Genomic DNA, 16,204 nt, shown 5'->3' on the forward strand with positions numbered 1-16,204 from the left:
ACACATGACCGGACTCGACCTGACAGCGGCCCAGAAGGTGCTCGACAGCCAGCCGTTCAGCGGCCTCCTGGGCGCCCGGCTCACCGCCTTTGGGAACGGCGCGGCCACCCTCGAAGTGGACATCCGCCCCGAGCTCCAGCAGCAGAACGGCTTCCTGCACGGCGGGGTCCTCGCCTACGCGGCCGACAACGCGATCACCTTCGCCGCCGGTACGACCCTGGGCCCGCAGGTGCTGACCGGCGGGTTCTCCATCCAGTACGTCCGGCCCGGCACCGGCGCCACCCTGGTGGCCCGGGCCGAGGTCGCGCACACCGGACGCCGTCAGGCGGTGGTCCGCTGCGAGCTGTTCGCCGTCGCCGAGGACGGGGAGGAACGGCTCTGCGCCGTCGCGCAGGGCACCGTCCTGCCGGCCTGACCGGGGGAGGTGCGGCCGGGGCTCAGGGCGTGGCGGACGGGTCGTGGCCGGGGTCGCCCCCGGCCTCCTTGGCGACCTCCTCGACGGTGACCGGGCGCCGCTCGCGGCGCGACAGCTCGCACGCCTCCGCGATCAGCAGTGCCCGCCACGCCTCCCGGCCGTCGCACGGATTGGGCAGCTCGCCCCGCGCCACCCGGACGAACGCGTCCAGCTCGGCCTCGTACGCCGGGGCGAACCGCTCCAGGAACCCGGGCCAGGGCCCGGCCGGGGCGGACGGGCCGTGCGGCTCGGCGGAGGTGAGCGGGGTGCGGGCGTCCAGGCCGACGGTGATCTGGTCCCGCTCACCCGCCAGCTCCATGCGGACGTCGTACCCCGCCCCGTTGCAGCGGGTGGCCGACGCGGTGGCGAGGGTGCCGTCGTCGAGGGTCAGCAGCACCGCCGCCGTGTCCACGTCACCGACCGTCCGGAACATCGCGGGCCCGGCGTCCGAGCCGACCGCGTACACCTCGGTCACCTCGCGGCCGGTGACCCACCGCACCATGTCGAAGTCGTGGACCAGGCAGTCCCGGTACAGCCCGCCGGAGAGCGGCAGGTAGGCGGCGGGCGGCGGGGCCGGGTCCATCGTCACCGTCCGCACCGTGTGCAGCCGCCCCAGCGCACCGGAGCGCACGGCGGCGCGGGCGGCCCCGTACCCGGCGTCGAACCGGCGCATGAAGCCGAGCTGGAGCACGGTCCCGGCCCGGCCCACCGCGCGCAGCGCGTCCAGCGTCCCCGGCAGGTCCAGGGCGATCGGCTTCTCGCAGAACGCCGGGAGCCCGGCCCGCGCGGCCCGGCCGATCAGCTCCGCGTGCGCCGCGGTGGCCGAGGCGATCACCACGGCGTCCACCCCCGCGGCGAACACCCCGGCCGCGTCCGGGACGGCCCGCGCGCCGGTGCGCCGCGCCAGGAGAGCGGCGCGGTCCCGGTCGGTGTCCGCCACCACCAGGGCGTCCACCTCGGGGTGGCGGGCCAGCACGCCCGCGTGGAAGGAGCCGATCCGGCCGGTGCCGATGAGTCCGATGCGCATGGACCCAACGTGCCGTCCGCCCTCTGCCCTGTCAATCAAATGTCAGGACAAACATGGGTTCGCTGGCGGCCTGCTGTCCGGACAACCGGACAACAGGGCAACACGACGACAGGGCAACCGGACGACCGGACTACCGGGGCCCGGGCACGGGGGATACCCTCCACGCGTGCCCAAACCCACCACCGACCCCGCAGCACTCGAACTCGGCGTGGACCGCACCAGCCCGATCCCCCTCTACTTCCAGCTGGCCCAGCAGCTGGAGGCCGCCGTCGAGCAGGGCAGGCTCGCCCCCGGCAGCCTGCTCGGCAACGAGATCGAGCTCGCGTCCCGGCTGGGGCTGTCGCGGCCCACGGTCCGCCAGGCCATCCAGTCCCTGGTCGACAAGGGGCTGATGGTCCGCCGCCGGGGCGTGGGCACCCAGGTCGTGCACAGCACGGTCCGCCGCCCGCTCGAACTGAGCAGCCTCTACGACGACCTGGAGGCGGCGGGCGCACACCCCGCCACCCGGGTCCTGCGCAACACCGTCGAGCCCGCCGGCCCCGCCACCGCCGCCGCGCTCGGCATCGCCGAGGGCGCCGACGTCCACCGCGTCGAGCGGCTGCGGTACGCGCACGGCGAGCCGCTGGCCCTGCTCCGCAACCACCTGCCGGCCGGGATCGCCGATCTGGACACCGGCCGTCTGGAGGCCACCGGCCTCTACCGGATCCTGCGCGGTGCGGGCATCACCCTGCACAGCGCCCGCCAGACCGTCGGCGCCCGGCTCGCCACCGAAGCGGAGGCGGCCGGGCTCGCCGAACCGGCGGGGGCGGCCCTGCTGACCATGGAGCGCACCACCTTCGACGACACCGGACGGGTGGTCGAGCACGGCTCCCACCTCTACCGGGCCTCGCGCCACACCTTCGACTTCCAGCTGCTCGTCCGCTGACCCGGCCCGACACCGCCCCGTCCCGCCCCGTTGACGTCCGGTCCGCGCACCGTTAAGACTCCACCGGTCGCACTCCGGCGGCCGGGAGAGAAAGGCGGCGACCCTCCCCGTACCACGGCGGCGACACACGCGCCCCGCCCCTGCCGGGCGGCGGCGCCGACCGCTCGGGGATACTTGGCCAGCCGGGCCCGGTGTGCGCACATCACTCCCGGCCCGTGAAGCAGCACAATGAGCAGCACAAGAAGGGCACGGCGTCGTGGCAAGGGTTCGGACAGGGGTACGTGCGATGGGCGCCGTGCTCGCGGCGGTGCTCGGGGTTTCCCTCATGGGATGCAGCAGCACCGGCGGCAAGCGGGCGGAAGAACGCGCGGCCGCGGCCGCCAAGGGCCGGCCCGCGGTGGACACACCCCGCTGGACCGTCGCCATGGTCACCCACTCGGGCGACGGCGACACCTTCTGGGACATCGTCCAGCGCGGCGCCCAGCAGGCGGCCGACAAGGACAACATCAAGTTCCTGTACTCGCACAACGACGAGGCGCAGCAGCAGGCCCAGCTGGTGCAGGCCGCCATCGACCAGAAGGTCGACGGGCTGATCGTCAGCCTCGCCAAGCCCGACGCCATGAAGGACGTCGTGGCCAAGGCCGTCCGGGCCGGAATCCCGGTGATCACTGTGAACTCGGGCTCCGAGGAGTCCAAGCGGTTCGGCGCGCTCACCCACATCGGCCAGGACGAGTCCATCGCGGGCGAGGCGGTCGGCGAGGAGCTGAACGCCCGCGGCCGCAAGAAGGCGCTGTGCATCCTGCACGAGCAGGGCAACGTCGGCCACGAGCAGCGCTGCGCCGGGGCGAAGAAGACCTTCGACGGCCAGATGCAGAACCTGTACGTCGAGGGCACCAACATGCCCGACGTCCAGGCGTCCATCGAGGCCAAGCTCCAGGCCGACAAGAGCATCGACGCGGTCGTCACCCTCGGCGCCCCCTTCGCGGACGCCGCCGTCAAGGCGAAGAAGACCGCGGGCAGCTCCGCCGAGATCGACACCTTCGACCTGAACGCCAAGGTCGCCACGGCCCTCCAGGACAAGACCCTGGGCTTCGCCGTCGACCAGCAGCCCTACCTCCAGGGCTACGAGGCGGTCGACCTGATCTGGCTCTACCGCTACAACGGCAACGTGCTCGGCGGCGGCCGCCCGGTCCTCACCGGGCCGCAGATCATCACCGAGAAGGACGCCGCCGCGCTGGCCCCGTACACGAAGCGGGGTACCCGATGAGCGCGGCCGCCGGACCGTCCGCCCCGGCCGGGGCCGACGAGCGGCTGCTGCGCACCTCGACGCTGCGCAGACTCCTCGGCCGTCCCGAGCTCGGCTCGGTGGTCGGCGCCGCCGCCGTCTTCATCTTCTTCTCGATCGTCGCCGACAGCTTCCTGCGCGCCTCCAGCATGGGCACGGTGCTCTACGCGGCCTCGACGATCGGGATCATGGCCGCGCCGGTGGCGCTGCTGATGATCGGCGGCGAGTTCGACCTCTCCGCCGGTGTGCTGGTCACCAGCTCCGCGCTGGTCTCGTCGATGTTCAGCTACCAGATGACCGCCAACGTCTGGGTCGGCGTCTTCGTGTCGCTGCTGGTCACCCTGGCCGTCGGAGCCTTCAACGGCTTCATGCTGACCCGTACGAAACTGCCCAGCTTCATCATCACGCTCGGCACCTTCCTGATGCTGACCGGGCTCAATCTGGGCTTCACCAAACTGATCAGCGGGACCGTGTCCACCAAGGGCATCGGCGACATGGAGGGCTTCGAATCGGCCCGCAAGGTCTTCGCCTCGCAGTGGACGATCGGCGGCGTCGAGTTCAAGGTCACCATCCTGTGGTGGGCGGTGCTGGTCGCGATCGCCACCTGGATCCTGCTCCGTACCCGCTTCGGCAACTGGATCTTCGCGGTCGGCGGCGAGGCCGACGCGGCCCGCGCGGTCGGCGTCCCGGTGATCCGTACCAAGATCGGGCTCTACCTGGGGGTCGCCTTCGCCGCCTGGGTCTCCGGGCAGCACCTGCTGTTCTCCTTCGACGTGGTGCAGTCCGGCGAGGGCGTCGGCAACGAGCTGATCTACATCATCGCGGCCGTCATCGGCGGCTGCCTGATCACCGGCGGCTACGGCTCCGCGATCGGCTCCGCGGTCGGTGCCGTCATCTTCGGCATGACCAGCAAGGGCATCGTGTACGCGGAGTGGAACCCGGACTGGTTCAAGTTCTTCCTCGGAGCCATGCTGCTCCTGGCCACCCTGCTCAACGCATGGGTACGCAAGCGCGCGGAGGCGACGACATGACGGCCCCCACGGAACCGGCCGGGGCGGCGGCGCCGGAGCCCCGCCGGGCGCTGGTCGAACTCGACCACGTGTCCAAGTTCTACGGCTCCATCAAGGCGCTGACCGACGTCTCGCTGGAGGTCCACGCGGGCGAGATCACCTGCGTCCTCGGCGACAACGGCGCGGGCAAGTCCACCCTCATCAAGATCATCGCGGGGCTGCACCGGCACGACGCCGGGAGCTTCCTGATCGACGGCGAGGAGACCACCCTGGTCAACCCGCGCGACGCCCTGGACCGCGGCATCGCCACGGTCTACCAGGACCTGGCCGTGGTCCCGCTGATGCCGGTCTGGCGCAACTTCTTCCTGGGCTCCGAGCCGACGCTGGGCGCCGGCCCCTTCAAGCGCCTCGACGTCCGCCTGATGCGCGAGACGACCCGTTCCGCGCTGCTGCGCATGGGCATCGACCTGCGCGACGTCGACCAGCCGATCGGCACCCTGTCCGGCGGCGAGCGCCAGTGCGTCGCCATCGCCCGGGCCGTCCACTTCGGCGCCAAGGTCCTCGTCCTGGACGAGCCGACCGCCGCGCTCGGCGTCAAGCAGTCCGGGGTGGTGCTGAAGTACGTCGCGGCCGCCCGGGACGCCGGTCTCGGAGTGGTCCTCATCACGCACAACCCGCACCACGCGTATCTCGTCGGTGACCGGTTCGTGCTGCTGAAGCGGGGCGCGATGTCCGGCAGCCACACCAAGGAGTCCATCACGCTGGACGAGCTGACCCGCCAGATGGCGGGCGGCAGCGAGCTGGAGGAGCTCAGCCACGAGCTGGAACGGGCCACCGGCCCCGGCCCGGACGACGCGGCGTAGCGAGGACCCGCGGGCGGCCCCGTACGCACGGGTCCGCCCGCCCCGGTCCCTGGGCAGTGGCAGAATCGAGCCCGACGGGCGCAGTCCGCCGCCGGGAGCACCGCCCCCGGCTCCCCAACACCCCGCAGGGACGATGAGCACGTACCGCGACTTCACCCACCGCGGCTCCGCCCGCGCCACCGTCCTGCGGACCGTGGGCACCCGGGAGCGGCGCTCGCACCTCACGGCACCGCGGGTCCCCACCGTCGGCATCGACATCGGCGGTACGAAGGTGATGGCGGGCGTCGTCGACGCCGACGGCACCATCCTGGAGAAGCTGCGCACCGAGACGCCGGACAAGTCCAAGAGCCCCAAGGTCGTCGAGGACACCATCGTCGAGCTGGTCCTGGACCTCTCCGACCGGCACGACGTGCACGCCGTCGGGATCGGCGCGGCCGGCTGGGTCGACGCCGACCGCTCCAAGGTGCTCTTCGCCCCGCACCTCGCCTGGCGCGACGAGCCGCTGCGCGACGCCCTCGCCTCCCGGCTCGCGGTCCCCGTCATGGTCGACAACGACGCCAACACCGCCGCCTGGGCGGAGTGGCGGTTCGGGGCGGGCCGCGGCGAGGACCATCTCGTCATGATCACGCTCGGCACCGGCATCGGCGGCGCGATCCTGGAGGACGGCCAGGTCAAGCGGGGCAAGTACGGGGTGGCCGGTGAGTTCGGCCACATGCAGGTGGTGCCCGGCGGGCACCGCTGCCCCTGCGGCAACCGGGGCTGCTGGGAGCAGTACAGCTCGGGCAACGCACTGGTCCGGGAGGCCAGGGAGCTGGCCGCGGCGGACTCCCCGGTGGCGCACGGCATCATCGAGCGGGTGAAGGGCAACGTCCCGGACATCACCGGCCCCCTGATCACCGAACTGGCCCGTGAGGGCGACGCGATGTGCGTCGAGCTGCTCCAGGACATCGGGCAGTGGCTCGGCGTGGGCATCGCCAACCTGGCCGCCGCGCTCGACCCCTCCTGCTTCGTCATCGGGGGCGGGGTCAGCGCCGCCGACGACCTGCTCATCGGCCCGGCCCGGGACGCCTTCAGGCGCCACCTCACCGGCCGCGGCTACCGGCCGGAGGCCCGGATCGCCCGTGCCCAGCTCGGCCCCGAGGCCGGTATGGTCGGCGCCGCGGACCTGGCCCGGCTGGTGGCCCGCAGATTCCGCCGGGCCAACCGGCGCCGGGTGGAGCGCTACGAGCGCTACGCCCAGATCTACGACCAGGCCGCGAACACCATCCGTTCCACCCGCTCCACCCGCACCTCCTAGGGACCCCGAGAGACATGACCGCAGCCGAGCACCCCGTCCTGCCGCGCCAGTCGACGCCGCCCGACGACGGCCGGCCGCCGCAGGACCGGCGCCGGACGATCCGTCGCCGGCTGATCACGGCGACGATCATCGTGCTGCTCATCGGCGTCCCGGCCGGCTATCTGCTGATCTCCGCCGGCCAGAGCCGCCGCTCCGGAGCGAACAAGGAGGCCGAGGCCTCCGCGCAGGGGCTGCGGGAGGGCTGGCCCTCGCGGATGCAGCGCCGGATCTACGAGCTGCCGATGCCGGGCAACTCCCTGGACGTGCGGTACTACGAGACCAACAACTGGAAGACCAGCCGGCTGTACGTGGAGTTCCGGACCACCTCCGCCGGGCTGGACCGCTTCCTGGGCCGGCTGGGCAGCGGGCGCTCGAACCTGGAGCCCGGCAAGGAGACCATCGGTCCCCGCGACCTGAAGATCGCGGACTGGTCGTTCCCCGCCGGGACCGAGTGGGCGGGCACCCGGCATGTGAACGGGAAGCCGCGGCCCACCCAGGACATCATGGTCAACATGACCGACCCGATGAACCCGGTCGTCTACGTGGTCTCCGCGGCCACGCCCTGACCGGGTGCCCCGGCCGGGCGGGCCCCGAGGGGGAGGGCGTCAGGGCCGGGCGGTCAGATAGCCGCCCATGGCGGTGAAGTACTCGGCGGCCGGCAGCTCGCGGCCGTCCTCGGTGCGCACCCGGGTGACGGCCAGGCCGTGGTTGCGTCCGGTACGGGCGTCCGCCCCTGCGACGATCACCACGCCCTCGCCCTCGCGGTAGAAGATCCGTCCGGGGGTGCCGCCGTACCGGTTCTGCGAGACCACCGCGGCGAGGATCTCCAGCCGCTTGCCCCGGTGGTGGGTGAAGGCGCTGGGGTACGGCTCGGACTGGGCGCGGACGAGCCGTTCGAGGTCCTCGGCGGGCCAGTTCCAGTCGATGCGGATGTCCTCGGTGGACCGCTTGTGGAAGAAGCTGGCCTGCGAGCGGTCCTGCTTGGTGAATTCCGTCCGCCCGGAGGCGATGAGGCCGAGCGCGCCGATGGTGACGGGCGCGATCAGGTCGACGGTCTTGTGGAAGAGGTCGGTGGCGGTGTCCGCCGGGCCGACCGGGACGGACTCCTGCCGGACGATGTCGCCGGCGTCCAGTTCCTCGTCCATCAGGTGCGCGGTCACGCCCACTTCGGTCTCTCCGTTGATCAGTGCCCAGATCAGCGGGGAGAACCCGGCGTACTTCGGCAGCAGCGAGTCGTGGACGTTGAGCGTGCCGTGGCGGGGCAGTCCGTAGATCCGCGGCGGGATCCAGGTCCGCCAGTTGTTGGCCACGATGATGTCCGGATCGGCCTCCTTGAGCCGCTCGAACAGCTCCTCGTCGTCCGGCCGGTTGCGGATCAGCACCGGGACGCCGTGGGCCTCGGCGAGGTCGGCGACCGAGTCGCTCCAGATCTTCTCGTACGCGTGCTCGCTCTTGGGGTGCGTCACCACCAGGACCACCTGGTGTTCGGAGTCCAGGAGGGCTTGCAGGGTGCGGTGCCCCCAGGTCTGGTAACCGAACATGACGACCCGCATGGGGTTCCTCCTCAGGGCAGGGGCGGTTCGGCCGCGATCGCGGTGCCGTAACCAAAGCGCCGTAAGTAAAGCAAGGCTTACCTTAGTTTGCAACAGGGGTATTTCGGGCCCCAGTTGACGCGATGTCGATGCCCGGGGAGGGCTCCCCTATCGACAGGCGGTCAGGATTAGCTTAGGCTCACCTAAGTTCTTGGTGGGCGGCGTTGTCGCCGTGCCCACCCTTCGTACGTTCCCCGACGCCCGACAGGCGGCTTCCCCGCACGATGGGAGTGACATGTCACCGGTTCTTCCTGGCGACACACCAGTGGTCCACGATCTGATGGGCATCGGTTTCGGCCCGTCCAACGTGGCCATGGCGATTGCGCTGAGCGAGCACAACGCACGCGCCGGCGGCCAGGGGCCGGTCACCGCCCGCTTCTTCGAGCAACAGCCGAGCTTCGGCTGGCACCGCGGCATGCTCATCGACGACGCCACGATGCAAGTCTCGTTCCTCAAGGACCTGGTGACGCTCCGGAACCCGGCCAGCGAGTTCAGCTTCCTCTGCTACCTCCAGAGCAAGGGCCGGCTGATCGACTTCATCAACCACAAGAACCTCTTCCCGCTGCGCGTGGAGTTCCACGACTACTTCGAGTGGGCCGCGGCCAAGGTCGACAGCATGGTCTCCTACGGTCACGAGGTCGTCGCCGTCACCCCCGTCGTCCGCGAGGACGCCGTCGAGTACCTGGATGTGACGGTCCGTTCGGCCGAGGGGCTGTCGGTCCACCGGGCCCGCAACCTCGTCGTCGGCACCGGGCTGCGCCCCGTCATGCCGCCCGGCGTCGAACGCGGCGAGCGGGTCTGGCACAACTCCGACCTGCTGCGCAAGGTCGACGCCCTGGAGTCCGCCTCGCCCGCGCCCACCCGCTTCGTCGTCGTGGGCGCCGGACAGAGCGCCGCCGAGAACGTCGCGTATCTGCACCGGCGCTTCCCCCGGGCCGAGGTCTGCGCGGTCTTCTCCCGCTACGGCTACAGCCCCGCCGACGACAGCGCCTTCGCCAACCGGATCTTCGACCCGGGCGCGGTCGACGACTACTTCGCCGCGCCCGACAGCGTGAAGAGCCGGCTGATGGCCTACCACGGCAACACCAACTACTCCGTGGTGGACATCGACCTGATCGACGACCTGTACCGGCAGATGTACCAGGAGAAGGTCCTCGGCACCGAGCGGCTGCGCTTCCTCAACGTGTCCCGGGTCAGCGGCGTCGAGGAGACGCCCGACGGGGTCCGGGCCGACGTGGTCTCGCTCGTCACCGGAGAGGAGACCCGACTGGACGCCGACGTCGTGGTGTTCGCCACCGGCTACCGCCCCGCCGACCCGCTCGGCCTGCTCGGCGAGGTCGCCGACCTCTGCCTGCGCGACGACGAGGGCCGGGTCCGCGTCGAGCGCGACTACCGGGTCTCCACCGACCCGGCGCTGCGCTGCGGGATCTATCTCCAGGGCGGTACGGAGCACACCCACGGCATCACCACCTCCCTGCTCTCCAACACCGCGGTCCGGGTCGGCGAGATCCTGGACTCGCTGCTCGAACGGGGCGTCACATCCGTCTCCGGGGCGGCCCGTCCGGTCGCCGAGGGCACCGGAACCAAGGGATAACGACCGCCGAGATGCGCACCATCGCAGTCGAGCGCCCGACGAACGGGCCCGCCTCGGCCCCCCGCCACCGGCGGGGGGCCGGGCTCGCCGCGCTGCTGGCGGTCCTGGCCGTCGCGGCGGCGGTGTCCCTGGCCGTCGGTGCCCGGGCGCTGACCCCCGCCGAGGTCTGGCACGGGCTGTCCGCCGACCCCGGGGCCGACCACCGGCTCACCGAGATCCGGCTCATCGTGGAGACCGTCCGGGTGCCCCGGACGGTGCTCGCGGTCGTGGCCGGCGTCGCGCTGGGCGTGGGCGGCGCGCTGATCCAGGGCTTCACCCGCAACCCGATCGCCGACACCGGGCTGGTGGGGGTGAACGCGGGGGCGTCGTTCGCGGTGGTGTCGGTGATCGCCGTGTTCGGCTTCGCCGACCCGTTCCAGTACGTCTGGTTCGCCTTCGCCGGGGCGGCGCTCTGCGGGGTCGCCGTCTTCGGACTCGCCAGCATCGGCCGGGGCGCGGGCAATCCGCTGACCCTGGCCCTGGCCGGGCAGGGGGTCACGGTCTTCCTCGCGGCGATGACCACGGCCGTGGCGCTCTCCAGCCAGAAGTCGATGAACGCGCTGCGGTTCTGGAACGCGGGTTCGGTCGCCGGGGTCGGCTTCGACGTCATCGGGCCGGTGGGGCTCTTCGTCGCGGTGGGGCTGGTGCTCGCGCTGTTCGTCCTGCCCTCCCTCAACCTGCTCAACCTGGGCGACGACGTGGCCCGCGGGCTGGGCGTGAACATCGCGCGCAGCCGGACCCTCGGCATCGCCGCCGTCACCCTGCTCGCGGGCGCGGCCACCGCCGCCTGCGGCCCGATCGCCTTCCTCGGCCTGATGGTGGCCCATCTGGCCCGTTACCTGACCGGCCCGGACTACCGCTGGCTGGTCCCGTACGCCGGTCTGCTCGGCGCGGTCGTCCTGCTGGTCTGCGACATCGTGGGCCGGATCGTGGTGCGTCCCGGCGAGCTGGACGCGGGCATCGTGGTCGCCCTGCTCGGAGCCCCGTTCTTCGCGGTCCTGGTGTGGCGCGGAAAGTTCAGGAACGCATGAACGCGACGGAATCCATGAACGGGACGGGGCGTACGGACGCGGCGCGGGCGACCCCGCCGATGGCGGCGGGCGTGCGGCTCGGCCGGGTGTCGTTCGTGTGGCGGCCGTGGCTCGTCCTGGTCACCCTGGTGCTGGCGGCGGGGGCCTTTCTGCTCTTCTGCCTCTCCATCGGTGTCGGGGACTTCCCGATCGGACTGTCCCGGGTGATCTCCACGGTGCTCGGCCGGGGCGATCCGGTCGACGCGTTCGTGGTCATGGACCTGCGGATGCCGCGGGCGCTGGCCGGGCTGGTGGTGGGGGTCGCGCTCGGGATCTCCGGGGCGATCACCCAGTCCGTTGCGCGCAATCCGCTGGCCAGCCCGGACGTCCTCGGCATCACCGGGGGAGCGGGCGCGGTCGCGGTGTTCCTGGTGACGGTGTCGGGCGGGGCCGCGACGGCGGTGCTCGGTTCGGTGGGGCTGCCGCTGGCCGCGCTGGCGGGCGGTCTCGCCACCGGGCTGCTGGTGTACTTCCTGGCCTGGCGGCGCGGGATCGACGGCTTCCGGCTCGTCCTCATCGGCATCTCGGTGAGCGCGGTGATGGAGGCGGTCACGGCCTGGCTGCTGGTCTCGGCCGACATCCGGGACGTGGCCAGGGCCCAGGCGTGGCTGGTCGGTTCGCTGGACGGCCGGTCGTGGGAGTCCGTGCGGGTGGCGGCCTGGTGCGTGCTCGGACTGATCGTGGTGGTGGCGCTGGCCGCGTTCCCGTTCAAGCCGATGCACCTGGGCGACGACATCGCCGCCGGGCTGGGCGTCCAGTACGGCAGGGTGCGGGCGGTCCTGCTGCTGTGCGCGGTGCTGCTGGCCGCGGTGGCGGTGAGCGCGGCGGGCCCCGTGCCGTTCGTGGCGCTGGTGGCGCCGCAGGTGGCGATGCGTCTGGCCCGGTTCCCGACCCCGCCGTTGGTGGCCTCCGGGCTGGTGGGGGCGGTGCTGCTGACCGGTTCGGACCTGATCGCCCGTACCGCGCTGCCGGTCTCCCTCCCGGTCGGTGTGGTGACCGCGGCGATCGGCGGACCGTTCCTGGTGTGGCTGCTGGTACGGGCCAACCTGAGACAGGCCGCACGGGCATGAGGACAAGACTCGGACAAGGAGGCCCTGTGGCCACTCGGTTCATCACCCCGGCCGGAACGGCGGACCGGCGGAGCGCGGCGCCACGACTGGCGGCCCGGGGCGTCACCGTCGGGTACGGCGGGCGCACCGTCATCGAGGGGCTGGACGTGGAGGTCCCCACCGGGGTGATCACCACGATCATCGGCCCCAACGGCTGTGGGAAGTCGACCCTGTTGCGCACCCTGAGCCGACTGCTCAGGCCGGACGGCGGGACGGTCGTGCTGGACGGCGAGGACATCGCCGGCCTCCGGACCAGGGACGTGGCCAGGAAACTCGGGCTGCTCCCGCAGTCGCCGCTCGCGCCGGAGGGGCTGACCGTCGCCGACCTGGTCGCCCGGGGGCGCCATCCGCACCAGAGCTGGCTGCGGCAGTGGTCGTCGGACGACGCCGGAGTGGTGGCGCGCGCGTTGGCCATGACCGGGGTCTCGGACCTCGCCGACCGCCCGGTGGACTCGCTCTCCGGCGGGCAGCGCCAACGCGTCTGGATCTCCATGACCCTGGCGCAGGGGACCGACCTGCTGCTGCTGGACGAGCCGACCACCTATCTGGACCTCGCCCACGCCGTCGACGTACTCGATCTGGTGGACGACCTGCACGAGTCGGGCCGCACCGTGGTCATGGTGCTGCACGACCTCAATCTGGCCGCCCGCTACAGCGACCACCTCGTCGTGATGCGGGCGGGCTCCGTGCTCGCGCAGGGGCACCCGCGCGAGGTGGTCACCGTCGAGCTGCTGCGGGAGGCCTTCGGGCTCAACGCCGCGGTGATCGACGACCCGGTGGGCGGCCGGCCGCTCGTCGTGCCGATCGGCCGCACGCACACCGGACCCTGACCGGTCGTCACGCGCCACGGTGCCGTACGGGCCCCAACTCGGGTCCGGCGGAAGAGAATTAAGAACTTAGGATAGGCTACCCTCACTTAAAGTGGGACAGGGTCTGGCCGCCCTCGTTGTGAGGCGCGGCAGGCCGAATGAAAGCAAGGGATTCCGGATGCTTCTCCATCGAACGACGCGTGTGCGGTCCTGGCGGCGGACGGCGGCGGTACTCTCCGCCGCGGCGCTCGGCGTCGGCCTCCTGACGGGCTGCGGCTCCGACACGGCGGAGTCGAAGGGCGAGGACGCCCCGGCCGCCTCCACCGGCGCCTTCCCGGTCACGGTGGAGCACGCGTTCGGGTCCACGGAGATCACCAAGGCGCCCAAGCGCGTCGTCTCGGTCGGCTACACGGACGACCAGGCCATCCTGGCGCTCGGCGTCAAGCCGGTCGGCATGGTCGACCAGTACCCGAACCCGGCGGGCAAATCCCCCGACATCAACACCCAGTGGCCCTGGGTGAAGGACAAGTGGGGCGACACCCGCCCCGAGGTCGTCATGAGCAACGGCGACGCGGGCCCCAACTACGAGAAGATCGCCTCCCTCCGGCCGGACCTGATCATCGCGGTCTACTCCGAGATCGACCGGGCGGCCTACGACAAGCTCTCGAAGATCGCCCCGACCGTCGGCCGCACCAAGGGGGAGAAGGAGCCCTTCAGCGCCCCGTGGCAGGACAACGCGGTGCACATCGCCAAGGCGCTCGGCAAGGAGGCCGAGGGCGAGAAGCTGGTCGAAGGTATCCAGGGCAAGCTCGACGCGGCGAAGAAGGCCCATCCGGAGTTCGCGAAGCAGACCGCCGTCGTCCTGTCCTGGTACAAGGACTCCGTCGCGCCGTTCACCTCCACCGACGTACGGGGACGGTTGGTGACGGGCACCGGCTTCGCCTACCAGACCAAGATCGACGAGGTGGCCGGCGGGAAGTTCTACACCACGCTCTCCCCGGAGCGGGTCGACCTGGTCGACGTCGACCGGATCTTCGTCGTCAACGACAAGGCCGACACCGAGGCGCTGAAGAAGTTCGAGCTGTTCGCCAACCTGTCCGCGGTCAAGAAGGGCAAGGTCTCCTACCTGCTGGACAGCGAGGGCCCGGCGGTCGGCGCGGCGATGTCCCAGGGAACCCTGCTGTCCCTGCCGTACGCGATCGACGAACTCGTCAAGTCGGCCTCGTAGCCGTGCCGTTCGGACCCTCCCGTCCCCGCAGAGATTCGGTTCGCGTGTGAGTACCGTCCCCGCCCCCGTTTCCGTCCCCGCCCCGGCGACCCTGCGTACGGCGACGGGGCGCGAGGCCGTCGGATGGGTCGCGGCGCACTGCCGCCGCGCCCCCTGGCTCACGGCCGCCACCGTCCTCACCACGGTCGTCGGTGCCGCGCTCCAGATCCTCCCGGTGCTGCTGCTGAGCCGGGTGGTGGACGGGGTGTCCGAGGGTGAGCCGTCCTCGGTGCTGGTCGGGATCGGCGGGCTGATGGTGGCCGCCGCGCTGCTCGGCGCGGTGGTCACCGCCGCGTCCACGTATCTCATCGGGCGGCTGGGTGCCGATCTGCTCGCCCGGCTGCGGGAGGGCGCCGTCCGCGCGGTGCTGGGCATGCCGAGCGCCCGCGTCGAGGAGGTCGGCCGGGGCGATGTGCTCTCCCGGGTCGGCGACGACGTGGCGGTGATCTCCAAGGGCATCCGGGCCGCCATCCCCACGGTGTTCTCGGCGGGGGTGCTGGTGGTCATCGCCACGGCCGGAATGTTCGGCCTGGACTGGCGCCTGGGGCTCGCCGGTGCCGGGGCGCTGCCCGCGTACGCGCTGGCCCTGCGCTGGTACCTGCCCCGCTCCGCACCGCTCTACCGCCGCCAGCGGGTCGCCCAGGCCGACCGGGCGCAGGCCCTGATCAGCGGATTGAACGGGATCGACACCGTCCGGGCCTACCGGCTGGAGGAGGACTTCCGGGGGAAGGTCGACCGGGAGTCGTGGCGGGTGCGGGAACTGGGCGTCGAGGTGTTCCGGTTCTTCGGCCGGTTCGTGGGCCGGGAGAACCGCGCCGAGTTCATCGGCCTGACCCTGATCGTCGTCGTCGGGTACGTCCTGCTGGAGGCCGGGGCCGCGAGTCTGGGCGAGGTCTCGGCCGCCCCGCTGATGTTCCACCGGCTGTTCACCCCGCTGGGCGCCATCATGTTCACCTTCGACGAGGCGCAGAAATCCGGTGCGAGCCTGACCCGGCTGGTCGGGGTGGTGGGGGAGCCCGCCGAGGAGCGGCTGGTGGGCGACGCCTCCGCCGCGCGGGGCGACGACGGCCCCCTCCCGGTGGAGGTGCGCGGGCTGACGTTCCGTTACCCCGGCACCGAGGAGCCCGTTCTGCGGGACGTCGACCTGTCCATCCCGGCCGGCGGCTCGCTCGCCCTGGTCGGGGCGACCGGGGCCGGGAAGTCGACGCTGGCCGCGCTGATCGCCGGGATCGGAAGGCCGGGGTCCGGATCGGTCCGGATCGGGCCGCACGACCTCGCCGATCTGGACGAGGCAGCCGCGCGCTCCCTGGTGACCATCCTGACGCAGGAGACGCATGTGTTCTCCGGGCCGCTCGCCGAGGACCTGCGGCTGGCCGCCCCCGGCGCGGACGACGCCGAACTGCTGGCCGCGCTGCGCACGGTGGGTGCCGGGGGCTGGGCGGAGTCGCTGCCGGACGGGGTGCGCACCGCCGTCGGCGAGGGCGGTGAGCGCCTCGACGTCACCAAGGTCGCCCAGATCGCGCTGGCCCGGCTGGTGCTGGGCCGCTCGCCCGTGGTGGTGCTCGACGAGTCGACCGCCGAGGCGGGCAGCGAGGGCGCGGCCGAGCTGGAACGGGCGGTGCTGGCCGCCTGCGAGGGCCGGACGACGCTCTTCGTCGCGCACCGGCTGACCCAGGCCATGGCGGCGGACCGGATCGCCGTGCTGGACGCGGGGCGGGTCGTGGAGGAGGGCACGCACGCGGAGTTGGTGGCGCTCGACGGCCGGTACGCGCGCCTGTGGCGGGCCTGGCGAGAAGGTAGTTAGGTAAGCCTTAGTTAGGCTAG

15 protein-coding genes are annotated in these 16,204 nt (G+C 72.1%); 13 read left to right on the forward strand and 2 right to left on the reverse strand.

The features are described from left to right. Positions 1-4 precede the first annotated feature (4 nt). Entirely contained in the window at positions 5-415 is a 411-nt protein-coding gene (locus ACIQGQ_RS18080) for a PaaI family thioesterase (protein ID WP_352280189.1), read from the forward strand. A 22-nt stretch (positions 416-437) separates the two neighbouring features. On the opposite strand, the gene ACIQGQ_RS18085 is transcribed toward ACIQGQ_RS18080, so the two are convergent. Then, a complete protein-coding gene (locus tag ACIQGQ_RS18085; RefSeq protein ID WP_402396709.1) occupies positions 438-1,481 on the reverse strand; it encodes a Gfo/Idh/MocA family oxidoreductase in 1,044 nt (347 codons plus the stop codon). Positions 1,482-1,647: 166 nt separating this feature from the next. Here ACIQGQ_RS18085 and ACIQGQ_RS18090 point away from each other — a divergent pair, with 166 nt between their 5' ends. From ACIQGQ_RS18090 to ACIQGQ_RS18115, 6 genes are all read left to right on the forward strand, one after another. Further along, positions 1,648-2,406: a GntR family transcriptional regulator gene (locus tag ACIQGQ_RS18090; protein WP_402396712.1), complete on the forward strand. Its 759-nt coding sequence runs from the start codon at positions 1,648-1,650 to the stop codon at positions 2,404-2,406. A 286-nt stretch (positions 2,407-2,692) separates the two neighbouring features. Continuing rightward, the gene (locus ACIQGQ_RS18095; RefSeq protein ID WP_366297848.1) at positions 2,693-3,673 is read left to right on the forward strand and encodes a sugar ABC transporter substrate-binding protein; all 981 of its coding nucleotides are present in this window, start codon (positions 2,693-2,695) and stop codon (positions 3,671-3,673) included. Then, entirely contained in the window at positions 3,670-4,722 is a 1,053-nt protein-coding gene (locus ACIQGQ_RS18100) for an ABC transporter permease (RefSeq protein WP_402396715.1), read from the forward strand. Before ACIQGQ_RS18095 ends, ACIQGQ_RS18100 begins: the two co-directional genes overlap by 4 nt. Further along, entirely contained in the window at positions 4,719-5,564 is an 846-nt protein-coding gene (locus ACIQGQ_RS18105) for an ATP-binding cassette domain-containing protein (RefSeq protein ID WP_402396718.1), read from the forward strand. Before ACIQGQ_RS18100 ends, ACIQGQ_RS18105 begins: the two co-directional genes overlap by 4 nt. 133 nt (positions 5,565-5,697) lie before the next feature. After that, positions 5,698-6,861, forward strand: a complete 1,164-nt coding sequence (locus ACIQGQ_RS18110) for an ROK family glucokinase (protein ID WP_402396721.1) — start codon at positions 5,698-5,700, stop codon at positions 6,859-6,861. Between the two features lie 14 nt (positions 6,862-6,875). After that, the gene (locus ACIQGQ_RS18115; protein ID WP_402396724.1) at positions 6,876-7,466 is read left to right on the forward strand and encodes a hypothetical protein; all 591 of its coding nucleotides are present in this window, start codon (positions 6,876-6,878) and stop codon (positions 7,464-7,466) included. 39 nt (positions 7,467-7,505) lie between these two features. Here the strand turns inward: ACIQGQ_RS18115 and ACIQGQ_RS18120 are convergent, their stop codons facing one another. Continuing rightward, complete coding sequence (locus ACIQGQ_RS18120) at positions 7,506-8,453, reverse strand: methionyl-tRNA formyltransferase (protein WP_402396727.1); 948 nt, start codon at positions 8,451-8,453, stop codon at positions 7,506-7,508. A gap of 274 nt (positions 8,454-8,727) precedes the next feature. Between ACIQGQ_RS18120 and ACIQGQ_RS18125 the strand changes: the two genes are divergently transcribed. The 6 genes from ACIQGQ_RS18125 to ACIQGQ_RS18150 all read left to right on the forward strand — a co-directional run bounded on the left by ACIQGQ_RS18125 (position 8,728) and on the right by ACIQGQ_RS18150 (position 16,184). Continuing rightward, positions 8,728-10,086, forward strand: a complete 1,359-nt coding sequence (locus tag ACIQGQ_RS18125; RefSeq protein ID WP_402396730.1) for a lysine N(6)-hydroxylase/L-ornithine N(5)-oxygenase family protein — start codon at positions 8,728-8,730, stop codon at positions 10,084-10,086. Between the two features lie 11 nt (positions 10,087-10,097). Further along, entirely contained in the window at positions 10,098-11,156 is a 1,059-nt protein-coding gene (locus ACIQGQ_RS18130; RefSeq protein ID WP_402396733.1) for a FecCD family ABC transporter permease, read from the forward strand. 14 nt (positions 11,157-11,170) lie between these two features. Then, positions 11,171-12,265 carry a FecCD family ABC transporter permease gene (locus tag ACIQGQ_RS18135; protein ID WP_402396923.1) on the forward strand — a complete coding sequence of 365 codons (1,095 nt, stop codon included), beginning with the start codon at positions 11,171-11,173 and terminating at the stop codon, positions 12,263-12,265. Positions 12,266-12,291: 26 nt separating this feature from the next. Next, the gene (locus ACIQGQ_RS18140; RefSeq protein WP_402396735.1) at positions 12,292-13,134 is read left to right on the forward strand and encodes an ABC transporter ATP-binding protein; all 843 of its coding nucleotides are present in this window, start codon (positions 12,292-12,294) and stop codon (positions 13,132-13,134) included. 157 nt (positions 13,135-13,291) lie between these two features. Then, positions 13,292-14,341 carry an iron-siderophore ABC transporter substrate-binding protein gene (locus tag ACIQGQ_RS18145; protein WP_402396738.1) on the forward strand — a complete coding sequence of 350 codons (1,050 nt, stop codon included), beginning with the start codon at positions 13,292-13,294 and terminating at the stop codon, positions 14,339-14,341. A 46-nt stretch (positions 14,342-14,387) separates the two neighbouring features. Next, a complete protein-coding gene (locus tag ACIQGQ_RS18150; protein WP_402396741.1) occupies positions 14,388-16,184 on the forward strand; it encodes an ABC transporter ATP-binding protein in 1,797 nt (598 codons plus the stop codon). Positions 16,185-16,204: the final 20 nt, after the last annotated feature.

It is taken from the genome of Streptomyces sp. NPDC092952, from assembly GCF_044754785.1.
GTDB lineage: Bacteria > Actinomycetota > Actinomycetes > Streptomycetales > Streptomycetaceae > Streptomyces.